The sequence below is a fragment of the Zwartia sp. genome, from assembly GCF_049655405.1.
Taxonomy (GTDB): Bacteria; Pseudomonadota; Gammaproteobacteria; order Burkholderiales; family Burkholderiaceae_B; genus Zwartia.
The window spans coordinates 232,651-252,250 of the sequence record NZ_JBASJR010000016.1; the positions used below are offsets into that span (position 1 = coordinate 232,651).

The following is a 19,600-nucleotide window of genomic DNA, read 5'->3' on the forward strand; positions in this document are numbered from 1 at the left end:
ACGACAGAGATAAAAGCTGAATCATGAATCAAGCTGAACAACAAGCCAAATCCGAGAGCCTCACGATGTTTGAAATTCTAGGCGGTGAGCCTGGGATCCGACAGTTGGTTGATCGTTTTTATGATTTGATGGAAGTCGATGCAGATCTCAAACTCCTGCGCGATGTGCATGGTGCGAGCTTGGATTCGGCGCGGGACAAGTTATTTTGGTATTTATGCGGGTATTTTGGTGGTCCCCAACATTACATTGAGCGTTTTGGTCATCCTAGGTTGCGTGCGCGGCATTTGCCCTTTTCGATCGGCATTGCTGAGCGTGATCAATGGTTGCTTTGCATGGCGCGCGCGATGAAAGAGTTAGATTTCTCAGAGCCGCTGTTAGATAAAATGCTTGAAATATTCTTTGGGGTGGCGGATTGGATGCGAAATCGTGACGGTTGAGTCCAGCCTTGCGGACCGGTGGTTTCGTGTCGATCAAGCGCTCGCTGAATGCTGCGGTTCGGACGCGTTGATTTGGGACTGTTTTGACCCCCTGACACCAAATCTGGATGCTCGCCCTGTGACAGAAGGGGGGCGCGCGGCAGCCTGGTTTGTGCGCACAGGTGCTTTTGATGCCGTGCTCCGTCATTATCGTCGTGGTGGTCTCGTCGCCAAATTCATCAAAAACTACTATTTCTGGACTGGGTTTACACACACGCGATCTTGCCAAGAGTTTGAGCTTTTGCAGATCCTCTGGAGGTTTGGCTTGCCTGTACCACGCCCCCTCGGCGCGGCTGCTTGGCGGCATGGTCTGATCTATCGGGCGGCCTTACTGACGCAACGTATTCCCCACGCCAAGCCTCTTGCTCAATGTACGGACCTTGATACCTGGAGGCGGGCAGGCGCGGTCATTGCAGACATGCACCGGATGGGCGTTTGGCATGCAGACCTGAATGTGTATAACGTTTTGATTGATGATCAGGCGAAGGTTTGGTTGATAGACTTTGATCGTGGGCGTTTGGTGGCTTTTTTGACCCCGGCTCAGCGTGCGCGAAATCTTTCTCGTCTTTTACGCTCGCTTAAAAAGTTATGCTTGACGCAACAGCATTCATATTGGTCTGCACTCAGAGAGGGCTACCAAGAGCAATGGCTTGCCCCCGAACTATTAGAATAGAACACTCAACGACCGAAAAAAATAGGATTGTGATGTCTGTCAAACTTTACGGATTAGCCAAGTGCAGCACCTGCATCAAGGCGCGGAACTGGCTCGAGGCTCAGGGGATCTCCCATGCGTTTCAGGACTATCGCGACGCGCCCATCGATCCCGTGACGCTCAAAACTTGGGCGGAGTCGCTCGGGGGCTGGGAAAAACTTGTTAACCGCGCTTCGATGACATGGCGAAATCTGGATGACAGTCTAAAAGCACCCGCCTCAGACAAAGAATGGTTGTCTCTGATTGCCCAATATCCCGCCTTGATCCGACGACCCGTGGCCGTATATGCCGATCAGTCTGTCACGGTTGGTTTTAATGAAAAACGTTACGCTGAAAAACTAGGTACAGCTTGATAGACGTGTCTCTCCTAAATGATCCTGCTGTGCTGCTGCCGCTTATTGCGGGAGCCGCCTGCTTAGCAGCTCTGTTCTCATTGTTGGCGTGGTTGCGTGCCGGGCGTGCGCAGCCCACTCCAGTCGACCCGAGGCTGGATCAAATTGTGGCAGGTCAGGAGCGACTGGAGCGAAGCTTAAGGACCGAGCAAGCAGACACCCATCGCCAATTGCGTGCAGAGCTTGCAGAGTCTTCACGTGCACTGAGGGTGGAGCTTGCACAGAGTGACGCAGAGTTTCGTGCTGCGATGGCGCGGGATGCCGCAGCCGGGCGAGGTGAAAGTGCGGAGTCCCTCAATCGCTTCGCTGCGGGCTTTGCCGAACAATTACAAACCTTGATTCAAACCAACGAGCGTCGGATCGCCGAGCTCCGCGTGGCTGTGGAGGACCGTTTGCTATCCCTGCAGACTGACAACTCAGCCAAGCTCGATGAGATGAGAAAAACCGTGGATGAAAAACTCCACGCCACCTTAGAGTCTCGTCTAACTGAGTCCTTTAAACAGGTCTCTGATCGTTTGGAGTCCGTTCAAAAAGGTCTCGGTGAAATGCAAACGCTCGCCGCCGGTGTCGGTGATCTCAAGCGCGTGCTGACCAATGTCAAGACCCGCGGTACGTGGGGCGAGGTGCAACTTGCCCGTCTGATTGAAGACAGCATGACACCTGATCAGTATGCACAAAACATCAAGACGGTTCCGGGTAGTGATGCGCAGGTGGAGTTTGCTATTCGCTTACCGGGGCAAGGTCTCATGGATCAACCCGTCTGGCTGCCTATTGATGCCAAGTTTCCAAAAGAAGAATACGAGCGCTTGATGGATGCGCATGAAACCTCCGATCGTGAGGGCATTAAAGCGGCAGGTGCCGCGTTGGCGCGTGCGGTTGAACTACAAGCCAAAACAATCGTGGCCAAATACGTCTCACCTCCACATACGACTGATTTTGCGATCATGTTTTTGCCAAGCGAAAGTTTGTACGCAGAGGTCTTGCGCCAGTCTGGCCTGCTCGACAAATTGCATGACCTACGCGTCAATGTCGCAGGACCCGCTAACCTGGCAGCATTACTCAACAGTTTGCAGATGGGATTCAGGACGCTCGCCATTCAGGAGCGCTCCTCCGAGGTCTGGCAGGTATTGCGAGCGGTCAAAACAGAGTTTGGCAAGTTCGGTGACGCTTTGGCCAATGTCAAAAAATCTCTCGATAGTGCGAGTAATAAAATTGGTCAAACCGAATCTCGTACGCGGGTGATGTTACGCAGCCTCAAAAGTGTCGAGGCGATGCCCGAAGATCAGGCGCGTGCAGTGTTTGCCGCTGAATCCGGAGAGGTTGAACGTCTCGATTCAGAGGATGTAGCGTCTGCAGAGTCAGACTCCTCTCATGACAAATAATTTTTAATTAGGAATCCAACATGCTTTCGCAACAAGATCTCAAACAACAAGCCGCTGACGCTGCGCTCACGCTCATTGAACCCCTCTTGACTGCACAGGCAGTGATCGGTGTGGGGACGGGTTCGACCGCAGACTTGTTTATTGATGGTCTGGCAAAGTATCGAGGTCGGTTTCGTGGCGCCGTCGCGAGTTCGGAGCGCAGCGCCAAACGTCTGACGGCGCTTGGCATCCTAGTGCTAGATCTCAACGAGGTTGAGACGATGCCTGTCTATGTCGATGGCGCCGATGAAATCAACAGCCAGCTTCATATGATCAAAGGTGGGGGTGGGGCGCTGACACGTGAAAAAATCGTGTCTTCTGTCGCCAAACAGTTTGTCTGTATCGCCGATGAAAGCAAATTGGTCGAGCGTCTGGGGCAGTTCCCCTTGCCGATCGAGGTCTTGCCAATGGCGCGCGAGGCAGTCGCACGCATCGCCAAGCAACTCGGCGGTCAACCCGTGTTACGTCAAGGTTTTACCACCGACAATGGTAATGAAATTTTGGATGTTCATGGTCTGACGATCAATAATGCGCCAGAACTGGAGCGGCAGCTCAACAACGTGCCTGGGGTGGTGACGAACGGCTTGTTTGCCTTACGTCCTGCCGAGGTCGCTTTGTTGGCGACTCAGCAGGGCATTCGCCGGTTGGGCTGAGGCCAACCTAGGTTATTTAGACCTCTAAGTCCTTAAGCTGGTGGAGGCACAAAACCTTGTGCTTCGACATCGATATCTTCGAACAAGTGTTTTTCCATTTGCTCTTTGAGATATTTGCGTGCGCGTGCATCGGCGAGGTTGAGGCGATTTTCGTTGACCAGACGTGTTTGTACGTCCAGCCAACCCTGCCAAGCCTGCTTGGAAATACTTTGCCAAATTTTGGTTCCCATCTCACCTGGGTAGGGGGGGAAATCTAAACCCTCAGCTTCTTGCTTAAGCTTGAGACATTGAACAGTGCGAGTCATATTGAGTATCCTGTTTAAAGCGTATTTGCTGTGATTGTAGGGCGTTTGAGTCTGTAGCGACGTTCATAGCCCTAAGCTTCACAGGCGTTTGATAAAAATCAGACTGTTGCGCGATCGGTTGTAATGCGCTTGTTTTTCTTTTGGCAGATCCGCCACGCCGCCTTGAACAAAGCCGCGCTTGATAAACCAATGCGAGGTTCGGGTCGTCAGCACAAACAAACGCTTGGCACCATAGGCACGCGCGCGAGACTCCATGTGTCGCAAGAGAATTTCGCCTTCGCCTGCGCCTTGCCATTCAGGGTGCACAATCAGACACGCCATTTCCGCCATCTGATCTTTGGGGTAGTCATTTAAGGTTGCGCAACCATAAATGACACCGTCGTGTTCAAGAACAGTAAAGTTTTCAACTTCTCGCTCAATGACCGCCCGCCCGCGCGGCACAAGCGTGCCGTCTTGTTCCAGAGGCTCGATGAGTTGCAAAATCGCGCCAACGTCATCAATCGTTGCAGGACGCAGATCGTCTAGGGTGTCTTCGACCACCATCGTACCCACGCCGTCGTGGGTAAAGATCTCAAGCAACACCACGCCATCCATCGAAAAGGGAATAAGGTGAGCGCGTGTCACGCCGCGTTTGACCGCGCGTGAGGCAAATTGCAAATAATAGGCCGTGCTTTCGTCGAGCTCGCCTGCCGCCAGCAACGCATCTGCATCGAGTCGTGCGAGTTCGGTGTCGACGGTGCCGTCCGGAGACAGCACGCCTGGTGTTTCAGTCAGGAAAATGAGTTTTTCTGCCCGAAGTTTTGTGGCGACGCTGGTGGCCAGCTCCTCCATGGACAGACTAAAGGCCTCACCAGTGGGAGAAAACCCGAGCGGTGACAGCAACACAATCGAGCCGCGTTCAATCGCAAAGCGCAAGGCATCGACGTCGATTTTTCTCACTTGACCCGTGTGCTTGTAGTCGATGCCGTCGATAATGCCCGTTGGACGGGCTGTGACAAAATTTCCAGAGATCACGCGGATTTGTGCGTGAGACATGGGGGTATTAGGGAGTCCCTGACTAAATGCTGCCTCGATATCCAGACGAATCTCGCCCGCAGCCTCTTTGGCGCATTCCAGCGCATCGGCATCGGTAGGCGCGCGCCCCCGGTCAAATTGTTGGCTGAACCCTTTTAAGCGGAGTTGCTCGTTGACTTGTGGGCGCGAGCCGTGAACCAAGACAAGCTTAATGCCCAAAGCAGACAATAAAGATAAATCCTGAACCAAGGCATTGAGCGCATTGGCGTGAACAAGCTCACCTCCAAAGGCCACCACAAAGGTTTTTCCTCGAAAAGCATGGACGTAGGGAGCAACCTCTCTAAACCAGCGAACAAACTGCGGTGCCGCGAATTCAGGCGCCTCCTGGGCGGAAACGGTGGCGTCTAAATTGATGATTGAGGACTCCTGAGCGGATCCAATCTCTGCTTTTTTTGTGTCTGGCATGGTGGCTTGTGTTGTCAACCTCGTGAGCGCTGTGAGTATTAGAGATAAATTTTATAATAAGCTGTTACTCGGATTAAAAAATATGCCCGAATCAAAGCGCTTGACCGACAATACAACGGAAAGCGTCGTCATTTCCCCACGTCAACCCCCCAAGATCGTCTATCCAGAGGATTTGCCGGTTAGCGCTCGCCGCGAGGAAATCGCTCGCGCGATCGCGTCGCATCAGGTGGTGATTGTGAGTGGGGAGACTGGTTCAGGTAAAACGACTCAGTTGCCCAAGATTTGTTTGGAGCTGGGCCGGGGCTTGAAAAAAATGATTGGCCATACCCAGCCTCGGCGTCTGGCGGCCAGTTCGGTGGCGCGACGGATTGCCGAGGAGTTGCAAACACCATTAGGCGACTGGGTCGGCTATCAGGTCCGCTTTCAAGATCGCAGTAGCGCCCAGACGGCCATCAAGCTGATGACGGATGGCATCTTGTTGGCCGAGTCCCAGCGCGATCCCTTGCTCAAGCGTTACGACACCATCATCATCGATGAGGCACACGAGCGTAGTCTGAATATTGATTTCTTGTTGGGCTATTTGCGTCAGCTATTGCCGCGTCGACCTGACCTCAAGCTCATTATTACGTCCGCGACGATTGATGCCGGACGCTTTGCACGTCATTTTGCCGATAAAAAGGGGGCACCCGCGCCCGTGATTGAGGTCTCGGGACGCTTGTATCCGGTCGAAGTCAGGTACCGTCCTGTGTTGAACCCAGCATTAGAAGAGGGGCCAAACGCAAGCACAGCACCTCAAACAGGACTTTCTGAGCGGAGTTTGGCGCGCGACGAAGAACGAGACCTGATCAACGCGCTGGTTGAGGCGGTGGATGAATGCGCGCGCGTGGGACCAGGTGATGTGTTGGTCTTTTTGCCCGGTGAGCGCGAGATCCGAGAGTGTGCCGAGGCGTTGCGCAAGCATCATCCGCCGGGTACACAGGTGCTGGCCCTATTTGCGCGATTGTCTCAAGACGAACAAGAGGAAATTTTTCGGCCACGCACCAGTGCACGTCGGATTGTGTTGGCCACCAACGTAGCGGAGACCTCCCTGACCGTCCCAGGTATTCGTTTCGTGATCGATAGCGGCTTGGCGCGGGTCAAGCGTTATTCGTGGCGCAACAAAGTCGAGCAGCTGCGCATCGAGCCGATCAGCCAGGCCTCTGCCAACCAACGTGCGGGCCGTTGCGGTCGACTCGGGCCGGGTGTCTGCATCCGACTTTATGACGAACAGGACTTCAAAGATCGCGCGGCCTTTACGGATCCAGAGATTTTACGGTCTTCACTCGCGAGTGTCATTTTGCGGATGAAGGCTCTGCGTCTCAATGATATCGAGACCTTTCCGTTTGTAGACCCGCCAAGTGGTCGTGCGATCGCGGATGGTTATCACTTGCTGCAAGAGCTTGGTGCGATTGACCCAGACGCTGAGCGGCCTGATGCACTGACGGAAACAGGACGTAGCTTGGCAAAGCTTCCAGTTGATCCGCGCTTAGGTAGGATGATTTTGGCCGCACGCGACCAGAACTGCCTGACTGAAATGTTAATCATTGCCTCCGCGCTCTCGGTACAAGACCCTCGTGACCGACCGATGCACGCGCGCGAGGCCTCCGACCAAGCGCACTCAAAGTTCTCTGATGATGCTTCCGAATTTGTGGCCTACGTCAAGCTCTGGAACTGGTATCACGAACAGGTCAAGCACAAAGAATCTCAACGTAAGCTCGTCGCTCTGTTGCGCACACAATATCTATCGCCCTTGCGTCTGCGCGAATGGCATGACATTCATAGCCAGTTGATGTCTTTGGTCGGTGAGCAGGGGTGGCGTCTCAACAAAACCGAGGCGACACATGAACAGATTCACCTCGCTTTATTGTCAGGTCTGCTAGGGAACCTTGGATTTAAATCTGAAGAGGCGGGGCATTATTTAGGGGCTCGCGATATTCGCTTTCTCATTCACCCAGGCTCCAAGCTTCTCAAAAAAGCAGGGAAATGGATTGTGGCTGCCGAGCTGGTGGACACGAGCAAACTCTATGCCCGTTGTGTCGCCAAGATCGACCCCAAATGGGTCGAGCGCGTGGCCGGACACCTGCTCAAACGTTCGTGGAGTGACCCACGCTGGGAGCGCAAGCTCGGACAGGTTGTCGCCAATGAAAAAGCAACGCTGTACGGGTTGACGATTTACTCTGGGCGACGTGTGCATTATGGACCGATTGCGCCTGAGCAGGCTCGGGAGATTTTTATCCTACAAGCCTTGATTCCTGGCGATATCGATAGTCCTCTGCCGTTTCTTGCTCACAATCGCAAACTGATTGCACAGATTGAAAAGCTTGAGCACCAGACCCGTCGCCCGGATATTTTGGTGGATGATGCACTGATACAGGCGTTTTACGACAAGTTGTTGCCTGCGGATATTTATCAAACTGCCACGCTTGAACATTGGGTCAAGGGCTTATCAAAGGAGCAGGCTCAACAATTGATGCTGACGCGTGACGCCTTAATGCGTCACGAAGCAGCCGGTGTCACAACAGAGGTTTTCCCAAAGTTTTTTGACTGGCAGGGCGTACGTCTCGCCATCGATTATCACTTTGAGCCCGGCTCGCCCAAGGACGGCGTGACCGTCACCATCCCGCTTTATTTTTTGAATCAGGTCGATGCGGCTCGCTGTGAGTGGCTGGTGCCTGGGATGCTCAAGGAAAAGGCACAACTGTTACTCAAATCACTTCCGCAAAAAATTCGGCGTCACTGCGTGCCCCTGCCGGATTACGCAGCTGGCTTTTACGAGCGCTGGTACGACCGATTGGAGCTTCCTCCTTGCAGTCTCACTGAGGCCTTAATTCAAGACATTTGGCAGACACTCAAAATTCGTCCCCTGGTCACGGACTTTAAACCTGAGACCTTGCCCGCACATTTATTCATGTCTTTCAAAATTGTTGACGAACATGGACGCATGCTGGCGGCAGGCCGTAACTTGGCGCAGATCAAGGCAGAGTTGGGCAAGCAAGCACAGGCAACGTTTCAAAAATTCGCCACGCATGATCAGGACGTCGCGAGCGTCTTGTCGCAGGATGAAATTACAGAATGGAGTTTTGGGAAACTGCCAGAGCTCATGGAAATCCGTCGTAAAGATCAAGTGGTGGTGGGTTATCCTGCTCTGGTTGAACGAGGTGCAGCGTGCGCACTGGATGTCTTTGATGATCCTCAAGTCGCTTTGCTGGCACATCGTCGCGGTTTAGTGCGCTTGTTTCGCATCGCGCTGCGTGAGCAGGTCAAATTTCTCGAGAAAAATTTGCACGAGCTCACCAAAATGGGCATGCTTTATCTGCAGCTCGGCACACAAGAGCAGCTGCGTGACCAGATTATTGATTGCGCGTTGATTGGTGCTTGTCTGGCAGAACCTTGGCCAGAGGATGCTCAGAGTTTTGAAGCACGGCGCCAAGAGGCTAAAACCAAACTCGGCTTATTGGCTCAAGAGGTGGCTCGCTTGGCGTTTGCGGTGCTGGACGGGTGGGCTGCTGCTCAGCGCAAACTGCCTCAGGCCAAAGCCAATGCCCAAAGTTACGCAGATTTGCAACAGCATTTGCAGCAACTAGTCACTGCCCGATTTGTGGTGGATACACCTTATCACCAGCTTGTTCATTTGCCACGCTATCTGAAAGCTGCGATCGCACGTATCGACAAGCTCAAGTCAGATCCGGCGCGAGATTTGCGCTTGATGTCGGAAATGGCACCGGTATTGAGTCAGTATGCCCGGGCACGCAGCGCGCTCAAGGGCGCGCCGGATGCTGGACTGGACGAGTTTCGCTGGATGCTAGAGGAGTTGCGGGTCGCACTCTTTGCGCAAGAGTTGCGTACCCCCATGCCTGTTTCTGTTAAACGTTTGCAGAAAACATGGGAAGCGATGCAACGCTAACACCAGTTCAAGCAGCATTTACAAGACGATAAACAACACAATTGCCAGAGCGATCAAGCCAAACTTGGTTGCTTTGTAAGCTGTTCGGTTGGCTTTTTTGAACGCCCGTCGTTTTTGATCGATGATCCAGTGGTAATGCGTGAGCTTGTTGAACCAACCAGTTTGATCGGTTTCTGCATTCGGTGAACTTGCCGCCGACATGGCGACTTTGCCAAACCAGTGGTTGAACCCTTGGGCCCAACGCCAAATCAGGGGGCGCTCGACATCGCAAAACAAAATGATGCGGTTTTTATCTGTCTTGTTGTAGGCATCATGCACGTAAGTTTCATCAAAAATCACCCCCTTACCATCGCGCCAGCTATGACGAATGCCATCAACATCGATATAGCAAAGATCATCATTTGGTGTGGCCAAACCTAGGTGATAGCGTAACGAACCCGCAAAAGGGTCACGATGGGGATTGAGTTGCCCACCTGGCGGTAACTCAGCAAACATGGCCGCTTTGACTGACGGGATCTGATTGAGCAGGGCGACTGTCTTGGGGCAAAGCGCGGTAGCCGAGGGGTGTTTGGCGTCGTACCACTTCAGATAAAAGCGTTTCCAGCCGTATTTGAAAAAAGAATTAAATCCAATGTCATTGTGTAACTCTGGGGCTTTGATTTCTCGCAAACTCGCCAAATGCAGGGCCTCGTCTCGGATCGTTTCCCAATTGTCCTCAAGCAGCTTGAGCTCGGGCATCGCACTTGTAGGAATGTAGGGCGAGGTCGGTACGCGCGAGGTCAGCACCATAAAGGCGTTGATTGGCGCCAAAATGATGGAGTGGTCTAGCAATTGCCGGCCCAGCGGGAGTCTGACACGGCCGCGGAAATGCGCAAAGAGCACTGCGCCAATCCAAGTCGCCAACACAATCCATTTCATACTTAATTCCATCCAAAAGCGTTGTGCAGCAAGGGTGCTGCGCGGGACCTGCGTCCGTCACTAAGTGTAACTATATTCGACTCAACAATAGGTACAATTGACCTATGTCAGAAAGCGTCCAAACTCAGCCCTTCGTTCACTTGCGCGTCCACTCCGAATTTTCGGTCGTGGACGGTACCGTCCGCATTCCAGAACTCATTCGCCGAGTCTCGCAACTCGGTCAGCCGGCGGTTGCCCTGACAGACCTGTCAAACCTTTTTGGGTTGATCAAGTTCTACAAAGAAGCCCGCTCTGCAGGCATCAAGCCCATCGCTGGATGTGACGTCTGGCTGACGAACGACGAAGACCGAGAAAAACCTCATCGTATTTTACTGCTCGTTGCCAGTCGCGAGGGGTATTTAGCCTTATGCGAGTTACTCACACGCGCTTGGCTCTCTAATGCCCACCGTGGTCGGGCGGAGATGCGTCGCGAGTGGCTCTCTGGTGCCAAGGGCTTAATCGCCTTGTCTGGTGCCCGCGGGGGCGACGTTGGTCAGGCTTTGGCAGCTGGCAATATGGATTTGGCGCGTGCGTGCGCTCTGCACTGGAAGGCTGAGTTTCCTGGCGCCTATTACCTCGAGCTGCAGAGAACCGAAGCCGAGGCTGACCAATCCTACTGCAGAGCCGCGCTTGCTTTGGCTGCGGAGTGTGGGTTGCCGGTGGTCGCCACGCATCCGGTCCAGTTTTTAGGACCTGAGGACTTTCAGCCTCATGAGGCGCGAGTCTGTATCTCTGAGGGTGAAATTCTCACCAATCCGCGTCGCCCGCGTCATTTCACGCCTGATCAGTATTTGCAGTCGACTCAGGCGATGGTGGAGCGTTTTAGCGACGTGCCTTCGGCGTTGGCCAACGCAGTCGCCATTGCTCAGCGATGCAATTTGACGCTCGTACTCGGACAGCCTCAACTACCTGATTTCCCGACTCCTGAAGGCGTATCGCTCGATGACTATCTGATTCAGCTTTCAGAAATTGGTCTCGAAAAGAGAATGCTGCAGTTATTCCCAGACCCCGAGGAGCGGGCGCGTGCCATGCCACAGTACTCGGCACGCTTGGCGCTTGAGTGCCAGACCATTATCAAAATGGGCTTCCCTGGATATTTTTTGATTGTTCAAGACTTTATCAACTGGGGCAAAAATAACGGAGTGCCTGTGGGGCCGGGGCGAGGCTCTGGTGCCGGTTCGCTCGTAGCATATTCGCTTGGCATTACTGATCTGGATCCGATCCGATATGACCTTCTGTTCGAGCGCTTTCTCAATCCGGAACGGGTATCGATGCCTGACTTCGATATCGACTTTTGTCAGGATAATCGCGAACGCGTGATTGAGTACGTCAAGCAAAAATACGGACGTGAAGCGGTCAGCCAGATTGCGACCTTTGGAACGCTTGGCGCCAAAGCGGTGGTGCGCGATGCCGGTCGGGTGCTGGACATGCCCTATATGTTGTGTGATGGTTTATCCAAACTCATCCCCCACAATCCTGCCGATCCTTGGACGCTTGATCGTGCGCTCAAAGATGAGCCTTCTTTTAAGGCACGTTACGAGACCGAAGAAGAGGTCCGTGCACTCGTGGATCTCGCGCGGCCTCTTGAGGGACTGACGCGCAACGTCGGGATGCATGCGGGCGGTGTATTGATTGCCCCGGGCAAGCTGACCGATTTCTGTCCGCTGTATTGTCAGCCTGGCCAAGAGGGCAGTGCCGTTTCGCAGTTCGACAAAGACGATGTCGAAGCAGCTGGCCTAGTCAAGTTTGACTTTTTGGGGTTGCGTAACCTGACGATTCTGGATTGGGCGGTTCGTTTTGTGCGAGCCTTTAACCCGACCATGCGCGATTTTGACATCATGTCGCTCTCGCTCGAAGATCCGGCGACCTACCAGATTTTGTGCGACGCCAATACGACCGCTGTCTTTCAGCTCGAATCGCGTGGCATGAAAGAGTTGCTCAAAAAGCTCCGTCCCAACACGTTCGAAGACATTGTGGCCGTGCTGGCACTATTTCGTCCGGGTCCACTTGAGTCGGGCATGGTGGACGACTTTGTCAATCGTAAGCACGGTCGCGCCTCGGTTGATTACTTCCATACTGATCTTGAGCACACACTCAAAAGCACCTACGGTGTGATCGTGTATCAAGAGCAGGTGATGCTGATTTCCCAGATTATCGGTGGGTACTCCTTGGGAGGCGCGGATTTGCTGCGTCGCGCCATGGGTAAGAAAAAAGCCGAAGAAATGGCGGCCCACCGCGAGTTGTTTGAACAGGGCGCCATCAAAAAGGGTTATGACGCCAAGCTTGCCGTCAAGCTCTTCGATTTGATGGAGCTGTTTGCGGGCTATGGCTTTAACAAATCGCACTCAGCGGCCTACGCGCTCATCGCGTATCAGACCGCGTGGCTCAAGGCACACCATCCTGCCGAGTTTATGGCAGCGACCTTGTCCTCCGACATGGATGACACCACCAAGGTCCAGACGTTCTGGAGAGATTGTTTAGCGAATGGCATCAAAGTGTTACCGCCCGATGTCAATGCGTCTGGTTATCGCTTCGAGCCCGTCTCTGACGAGCACTCTGCGCGCGGTTTGCCGCCCCGGACGATTCGCTATGGTATGGGCGCAGTCAAGGGCACGGGTCAAGGCGCGGTCGAGGAAATACTCCGCGCTCGAGGGGATGGACCTTTTGTTTCTTTGTTTGACTTTTGTAGACGGATCGACCGTCACTCAGTCAATCGCCGTAGCATTGAGGCCTTAATCCGTGCTGGCGCGTTCGACCTGATCGAAGCCAATCGTGCCGCATTGTTGGCCTCGCTCGCGACAGCCCTTGAGGCCGCTGAGCAGGCGGCGCGTAGCGCCAACCAAGTCTCTTTATTTGGTGACGATGGCGCAGATGTCGTAGAAAGCGAGCTTGCACAATGTGCGCCGTGGGATCTGCATGCCCGTCTATCCGAGGAAAAGGTCGCGCTTGGATACTTTTTCAGTGGCCACCTGTTTGACGCTTGGCGGACTGAAGTTCGACATTTTGTCAGCAAGTCGCTCAACCGTCTCGAGCCCTCGCGTGATTTACAGTGGGTGGCTGGGGTGATCTCCGGGCTCAGAACCATGATGACGCGCCGCGGAAAAATGTTGTTTGTCGTACTTGATGATGGCAGTGCACAGGTCGAAGTGTCCGTTTATGCGGAAATGATGGAGCAACACCGCAATCGTTTGCGCGAGGATCAACTCCTGATCGTGCAGGCAAAAGTCACCAATGATGAATACTCTGGTGGCATGCGCGTTGTCGCCGAGCAGATCTACGACTTGCAACTTGCCCGCGAAGCCCGCGCCAAGGCGCTCCGTATTCGACTCAACGGTAATGCGGATGCCGTCATGCTTAAACGTGTGCTTAACCCTTTTCGTGCTGCACCTGAAAATGGATTGCCTGGAACGCCTGTCGAAATTCAGTATGAAACAGGCTCCGCTTCGTGCATCATCAGGCTTGATGAGTCCTGGCGGGTGAGGCTGTCGGATAGCCTAGTCGAACAATTGGTCGGTTGGACCTCAGCAGGGGATGTTGAAGTTGCTTACAAGTAAAGACCAGCCCTTGCGCATCATGCACTCCGAGGCGGCCACCAATTTTGGTGGTCAGGAGCACCGGATTTTTAAAGAAATGCTCGCGATGCGAGAGGCCGGCCATCATCTTGAGGCTGTCTGTCAGCCTCGTGCACAGCTTGCCTCGCGACTCAAGGACAACGGCTTTGTGGTGCACACCATGGAAATGGATGGGCATCTGAATTTTTTTCGCGCGGTGACCAAGCTGCGGGGCATCTTAAAGCAAGGTGGCTTTGATGTGCTCAACACCCATAGCCGGCGCGACACGATTATTGCTGCCACGGCGGGTCGCTTAGCCAAGACACCACTCATTGTGCGTACGCGGCATCTGGCCAATCCAGTGAACTCCTTACTTTCTTATACGTGGTTACCACACTGTGTCACTACGGATAGTGAGTATGTGCGCAAACAACTGATTGAAAAAGGGGTGGCTCCCGAGCGCGTTGAAACGATTTACACCCCGGTGCTCCCCGCAGCGACTGACCAGTGCTCGTCCTTGCGTGAGGAGTTGGGGTTGTCTGCTGAGGCGGTCATTGTTGGCTGTGTGGCGGTGATGCGTGCCAACAAAGGCCACCGGGAGCTCATTCAGAGCATGACGCCCTTATTTGCGCAGCGGCCTCATTTACATCTTGTGCTGGTGGGTTCAGGTGAGCCCATCTTTCAAGAGGTGAGCCAGCTTGTACAACGCCTGAATTTGCAGGACCGTGTCCATTTGTTGGGCCGACGCGAGGACATCAGTAACCTCATGGCAGGTTTTGACCTCTTTTGTCTGCCAACTAGGCTTGAGGCCAGTGGAATGGTGTTTCTCGAAGCTGCAAGCGCGCGTTTGCCAGTGGTTGCAACGGCGGTAGGGGGCGTGCCCGAAATGTTAGAGGATGGCCGCACAGGGCTTCTCGTCAAACTTGACGATGTCGAAAGTCTCCAGCAGGCCTTGCTCAAACTGATTGATAACCCTGCGTTGCGCAAGCAAATGGGGCAGGCTGGCTATGACCGCATTTGGAACAATCTGGTCTCAGAATTTACCCCCGAAGCGCTCGTGCGTCACACTGAGGTTTGTTACCGCACGTGGTTGCATGGCCGCGGTCATGGTTCAAACAGGCATAATGCTCAGCATGGATAATCCCTCTGAGAGTCATGTCTTGCCGCTATCGGTGATCATCATCACCAAAAACGAGGCGCGTCATATTGCGGCTTGCTTGCAGTCGGTGAGCTTTGCAAGTGAAATCATTGTGCTCGACTCCGGCAGTACAGACGGGACGATTGAGATTGCGCGTCAGCATGGCGCGGTGGTACATCAGTCCACCGACTGGCCCGGCTTTGGCCCTCAAAAAAACCGCGCGTTAGAGGCGGCCACCCAAGCTTGGGTGCTTTCCATTGATGCGGATGAGCGAGTGACGCCCAAACTTAAACAAGAAATCATTGAGACCTTGGCGGCACCTACCTGCGAAGGCTATTTTGTCCCTCGATTATCCGAACTATGCGGTCAGCCTATCCATCACAGTGGCTGGTGGCCTGATCACGTACTGCGACTGTTTCGTCGCGAGAAGGGGCGCTTTACCGAGGTGCCTGTTCATGAACGGGTTGAGATCAAAGGGCAAACCGGTAAGCTTAAAGCCTGTTTGCTGCACTATCCCTACGAAACCCTGGATGCCTTGATTCTTAAAATGAATCGTTATTCCACCGATGCCGCCCAGATGATGTTTGCCAAAGGCAAGCGGGCAGGGCTGTTCAGTATTGTGGGGCATAGCGTGTGGACCTTTGTTCGTATTTACCTATTGCGTCGCGGCTTTCTGGACGGACGCTATGGTTTTGTCCTAGCTGCCACAGCTGCCGCAGGCAGTTTTTTTCGTTACTCGAAATTGATGATGTTGTGCCGAACGAATAGTCAGAGTACAAATGTGACTGACAGCACAAATCGTTCGAATCGTTCCAAATGAAGATTTTGTACACGAACTTTCATGGTGGTAATGGTGGCGGACATGTCACCTATATCGTCAATCTCCTGAAAGGTCTAGCGGCTGAGCACACTTTGACGGTGGCGTGTCCTGCCTCGAGCAGGCTCTACCGACTGGCCGGTGAGGTGGCGGGCGTCAAGCTTGTCGCGATGGAATTCACCACACGCCCATCTTCTTGGTTGGGTGCGCGGTCTAGGTTAAGAAGCTTGTTGAAAAAGGAAAGTTTCGATATTGTGCACGTCAACGGCTCGGCGGATCACAAACAAGTCATGCTCGCCTTACTGGGTTTACCCAACAGACCTAAAGTCGTTTTTACCAAACATAACGATCACCCCTTAAGAAGTTTTGGCCATCGTTTGCGGGCGTCGCTTGCAACGGATCACGTGATTGCCGTCAGCGATTATGTGGCGGGTCGGGTGCGAGACTCCGTCTATCGTCACTGTCCTGTGACTACCGTTCGGCATGGCATTGATACTGATTACTTTTCCCCTGTTTCGTCTGCCGAAAAAGCGATGCTGCGAGTGCGTTACTTGGGGGATGCCTTGAGCGACAAAATCATTCTCGGAAGTGCGGGCGGAACGGATCTCGAAAAGGGCTGGCTTGATTTAGTCGCTGCGGTGGCTCAGCTGCCTGAACCGCTCAAGTCTCGGTTTCTTTTGTTGGTGGCGGGAGATCAGCCGAAACCAGAGTTGTTCGCTGAAGTCACACGATTCGGGATGCAATCTCAAGTCTGTTTTCCGGGCTTGCTCGATGATGTTCGACCCCTTCTTGCCGCGTGTGATGTGGGGTTCGTGCTGTCCTATCAAGAGGCACTTTCATTCGCTTGTCGAGAGTTGATGGCGCTGGGTTTACCCGTATTGGTCACGCGAGTCGGAGGCTTGCCAGAAAATTTGATTCATGGAGAAAATGGCTGGATTGTCGAGGTACGAGACGTCTCAGGCATGACCGAGGTCTTGCGACAAATTGCCGCTGAGCCCGAATTGCTTCGCCAGTTTGGTATCGCAGCCCGTCGCCATGCTGAGCAATGGTTTAATCTTTCTGACTTTGCGGCGCATACCCTGGCTATTTATCAACAATGCTGCGCAGCAAATCACTCACGCTCAAGAATTAAAAGATGAATACGTCTATCCCGATTCTGATGTACCACCAAATTGATGTGCCCGCGCCGCGTGGCACGCAGTTTCGTGGTTTGACCGTTCACCCCAAGAGTTTCGCCAGGCAAATGCGCTGGATGCATCGGCTTGGTTATCGTGGCTTGAGTATGCGTGACCTGATGCCCTATCTCAAGGGAGAGCAGACAGGTAAGGTATTTGGCGTGACCTTCGATGATGGCTTTCGCAATGTGTTTACCAATGCCTTACCTGTTTTGACCGAGTTAGGTTTTACCTCGACCAATTATCTGGTGGCCAATCAGTTCGATGGCGGAAATGTCTGGGACGCGCAAAATAATGTTCCGTTTTCATCTCTCATGACACAAGCCGAAGCCAGAGCCTGGTCTCAGGCAGGTCAAGAGGTTGGGTCGCATACGCTAGATCATGTACATTTACCGGAGCTATCGCTTGAGGACGCGCGGACTCAGATGACGCAGTCCCGACAGATTCTGTCTGAAGTTGTTGAGCAGGAGGTCACTGCGTTTTGTTACCCCTATGGTCATTTTAATGCCGAGCATGCTGTGATGGCTGCTGAGGCGGGTTATCAAAATGCGACCACCACGCGGCGTGGTTTAGCCGGACCTCAAGATGGGCCTTTTTTATTACCCAGAGTCGGTATTTGGCGCACGACACATATGCTGCGTTTTTTTCAAAAATGCTTGACTGGTCACGAGAATCGTCGCCGTGGCTGAACGTTTGCGCATCGCGCTGATTACTGAGCGCTTTGGTCAAAAATTTGGCGGTGCAGAGGCCTATGCAGTGCATCTCTTTCAACAGTTGGCGCTGCGTCATGATGTGACTGTGATCGCCAGAGAGTTCGCACATGAGCTGCCCATCAAAGAGGTCCATGTCAAAAAGTGTCAGGGTTGGCCAAGTTGGATCCGTGCGCTGCATTTTGCGTATTGGAGCCGCAGGCTCACAAAAAATGAAACGAACTACGACGTGGTGCATACACATGCTATGGGGCCAGCAGGTGATATTCATGTGGTGCACGTTGTTCCTGTCAAGTTTCGCCGTTTTCATCTGCGGTCACGATGGCGTGGGATGTTGAGTTGTTTACAACTCCGGACCTTGGCCTATCTATGGCTGGAGGCCGCATCGGTTCGCACCGAGCCCGGCCGTCAGGTTGTCGCCGTATCGCCGAGTGTGCAGGAGCAACTTAGTACCGCTTACCCCAAGCTGGAACACATTGAAATGATTCCGCCCGGTGCACAAGCTGTGATGGTCCATTTCGACTCGCGTACCCAGTTGCGCGCTCAGTTCCGTGCACAGCTCGGCTGGGGGCTGACTGACATTGGTTGTTTACTCGTCGCGCGCAATCCCCTAAGAAAAGGTTTGGCTGCGGTTTTAGAGTCCCTGCTAACGTTGCCTGCGCATTACAAGCTCGCAGTCGTGGGTGCGGATGCCCAGGCACGCCAACATTTGCAACGTCATCATCCAGAACTGCTTGAGCGGGTAACTTTATTAGATCCCGTTTCAGATGTGTCTCCCTATTACCAATGCGCAGACATTTATGTCCATCCGACATTGCGTGATAGTTTTGGGATGGCGCCGCTTGAGGCGATGGCGCATGGCTTGCCTGTGGTGCTCAGTGCGGCGCAGTATTGTGGTTTTGCAGCTTTTGTGCAGCACCGGCACGATGCTTGGGTGCTAGAGGACCCTAAAGACAGCAGTGCGATTGCGGCGGCCTTGCTCGCACTGGATCCTCAGCATGCACTTGGCACGCAGATCGTGCGAAGGAGTGCCGATTTGGTCCAGTCTTTCTCATGGGAAGCCGTCGCAAAACGCTACGAAGCACTCTATTTTTCAGTGGTGCGTGGACGCAACGCTCTTTAGAGCCAGCCACGAACCCAATAGCCAAACAGACCTAAATACTCTTTGATAATCGTCCGGCTCGCCTCGAGGCTCCGTAAATGTGGACGCCAGAGTTCAGGTGGATTGTTGAGCGGCAACACAATTTGCGGTGCGCCACTGGCGGCGGTCACTTGAATGCCTCGTTTTTGCAGGCTCCCCGCAGCTCTGGGCATATGAAGCGCAGAAGTGACGAGCAATGCACTTTTGAGTTTTTGACCGCGCATGATGATGTCTGTAAAACGCGCGTTTTCGTAGGTGTTACGACTGTTATTTTCTAAAAGAATTGCCGAGTCTGGAATTCCGCGTTGCCTCAACAATCTGGCAATCATTTGCGCTTCGCTGACTTTGCCGTCAAGCGCACTTCCGGATATCAAAATTCTGGGTGCACGGCCGGCCAAGTAAAGCGCTTCAGCTAAATCAATTCGATCTACAGCAGTCGCACGGTTATACGGTTCGAACCAGTTAGCCCGGTTTGCTTGAGTGTTGCCCCCAAAGATCACGATGACATCTGCCCGAGGCAAGTCGCGAGGAAGTTTGTATGGGTGTTGAGATTCGAGTCGACCGCCAAGATAGAGCGAGGTAATCGGCAGTGACCACGCCAATACCCATGCTAGACCCGCGATGACCAGTAACACACCCGCCAAACGTAATTTCAGTACAAACAACAACACGGCCAGCGTGATTAAAAGCACGCAAAGGCCGGGAGGATAAAGCAGAATATTGGAAAAAG

16 protein-coding genes are annotated in these 19,600 nt (G+C 53.4%); 12 read left to right on the top strand and 4 right to left on the bottom strand.

What is annotated here, in order from left to right; translation table 11 throughout:
• Positions 1–23 precede the first annotated feature (23 nt).
• Genes WBJ47_RS15335 through rpiA form a run of 5 tightly spaced genes read left to right on the top strand, consistent with a single transcriptional unit; the run spans position 24 to position 3,654 of the window.
• The gene (locus tag WBJ47_RS15335) at positions 24–437 is read left to right on the top strand and encodes a group II truncated hemoglobin (RefSeq protein ID WP_422246439.1); all 414 of its coding nucleotides are present in this window, start codon (positions 24–26) and stop codon (positions 435–437) included.
• On the top strand, positions 388–1,149 hold the full coding sequence (locus WBJ47_RS15340; protein ID WP_422246441.1) for a 3-deoxy-D-manno-octulosonic acid kinase: 762 nt from the start codon (positions 388–390) through the stop codon (positions 1,147–1,149). Before WBJ47_RS15335 ends, WBJ47_RS15340 begins: the two co-directional genes overlap by 50 nt.
• 29 nt (positions 1,150–1,178) lie before the next feature.
• A complete protein-coding gene (locus WBJ47_RS15345) occupies positions 1,179–1,541 on the top strand; it encodes a Spx/MgsR family RNA polymerase-binding regulatory protein (protein ID WP_422246443.1) in 363 nt (120 codons plus the stop codon).
• Between the two features lie 5 nt (positions 1,542–1,546).
• A complete protein-coding gene (locus tag WBJ47_RS15350) occupies positions 1,547–2,962 on the top strand; it encodes a DNA recombination protein RmuC (protein ID WP_422246445.1) in 1,416 nt (471 codons plus the stop codon).
• A 20-nt stretch (positions 2,963–2,982) separates the two neighbouring features.
• Positions 2,983–3,654, top strand: coding sequence for a ribose-5-phosphate isomerase RpiA (gene rpiA, locus WBJ47_RS15355; RefSeq protein ID WP_422246447.1), 672 nt, complete (start codon positions 2,983–2,985; stop codon positions 3,652–3,654).
• Between the two features lie 32 nt (positions 3,655–3,686).
• Here rpiA and WBJ47_RS15360 read toward each other — a convergent pair whose 3' ends face one another.
• Together WBJ47_RS15360 and argA are read right to left on the bottom strand one after the other, a co-directional pair.
• Entirely contained in the window at positions 3,687–3,959 is a 273-nt protein-coding gene (locus tag WBJ47_RS15360; RefSeq protein ID WP_422246449.1) for an oxidative damage protection protein, read from the bottom strand.
• A gap of 78 nt (positions 3,960–4,037) precedes the next feature.
• Positions 4,038–5,438, bottom strand: coding sequence for an amino-acid N-acetyltransferase (gene argA, locus WBJ47_RS15365; RefSeq protein ID WP_422246451.1), 1,401 nt, complete (start codon positions 5,436–5,438; stop codon positions 4,038–4,040).
• Between the two features lie 82 nt (positions 5,439–5,520).
• Between argA and hrpA the strand changes: the two genes are divergently transcribed.
• Entirely contained in the window at positions 5,521–9,381 is a 3,861-nt protein-coding gene (hrpA, locus tag WBJ47_RS15370; protein ID WP_422246453.1) for an ATP-dependent RNA helicase HrpA, read from the top strand.
• Between the two features lie 18 nt (positions 9,382–9,399).
• Here hrpA and WBJ47_RS15375 read toward each other — a convergent pair whose 3' ends face one another.
• Positions 9,400–10,299 (bottom strand): aspartyl/asparaginyl beta-hydroxylase domain-containing protein, encoded by a 900-nt coding sequence (locus WBJ47_RS15375; protein WP_422246455.1) that lies wholly within the window; start codon positions 10,297–10,299, stop codon positions 9,400–9,402.
• Between the two features lie 104 nt (positions 10,300–10,403).
• Here WBJ47_RS15375 and dnaE point away from each other — a divergent pair, with 104 nt between their 5' ends.
• The 6 genes from dnaE to WBJ47_RS15405 are packed head-to-tail and all read left to right on the top strand — an operon-like array spanning position 10,404 to position 18,852.
• On the top strand, positions 10,404–13,892 hold the full coding sequence (gene dnaE, locus WBJ47_RS15380) for a DNA polymerase III subunit alpha (protein ID WP_422246457.1): 3,489 nt from the start codon (positions 10,404–10,406) through the stop codon (positions 13,890–13,892).
• The gene (locus WBJ47_RS15385; protein ID WP_422246458.1) at positions 13,870–15,030 is read left to right on the top strand and encodes a glycosyltransferase family 4 protein; all 1,161 of its coding nucleotides are present in this window, start codon (positions 13,870–13,872) and stop codon (positions 15,028–15,030) included. The genes dnaE and WBJ47_RS15385 overlap by 23 nt, the downstream gene beginning before the upstream one ends.
• 19 nt (positions 15,031–15,049) lie before the next feature.
• The gene (locus WBJ47_RS15390; RefSeq protein ID WP_422246474.1) at positions 15,050–15,847 is read left to right on the top strand and encodes a glycosyltransferase family 2 protein; all 798 of its coding nucleotides are present in this window, start codon (positions 15,050–15,052) and stop codon (positions 15,845–15,847) included.
• A complete protein-coding gene (locus tag WBJ47_RS15395) occupies positions 15,844–16,983 on the top strand; it encodes a glycosyltransferase (protein WP_422246459.1) in 1,140 nt (379 codons plus the stop codon). Before WBJ47_RS15390 ends, WBJ47_RS15395 begins: the two co-directional genes overlap by 4 nt.
• Entirely contained in the window at positions 16,980–17,708 is a 729-nt protein-coding gene (locus tag WBJ47_RS15400) for a polysaccharide deacetylase family protein (RefSeq protein WP_422246460.1), read from the top strand. Before WBJ47_RS15395 ends, WBJ47_RS15400 begins: the two co-directional genes overlap by 4 nt.
• A complete protein-coding gene (locus WBJ47_RS15405) occupies positions 17,701–18,852 on the top strand; it encodes a glycosyltransferase family 4 protein (protein WP_422246461.1) in 1,152 nt (383 codons plus the stop codon). Before WBJ47_RS15400 ends, WBJ47_RS15405 begins: the two co-directional genes overlap by 8 nt.
• Here WBJ47_RS15405 and WBJ47_RS15410 read toward each other — a convergent pair.
• Positions 18,849–19,562, bottom strand: a complete 714-nt coding sequence (locus WBJ47_RS15410; protein ID WP_422246463.1) for a YdcF family protein — start codon at positions 19,560–19,562, stop codon at positions 18,849–18,851. The genes WBJ47_RS15405 and WBJ47_RS15410 overlap by 4 nt on opposite strands.
• Positions 19,563–19,600 lie beyond the last annotated feature (38 nt).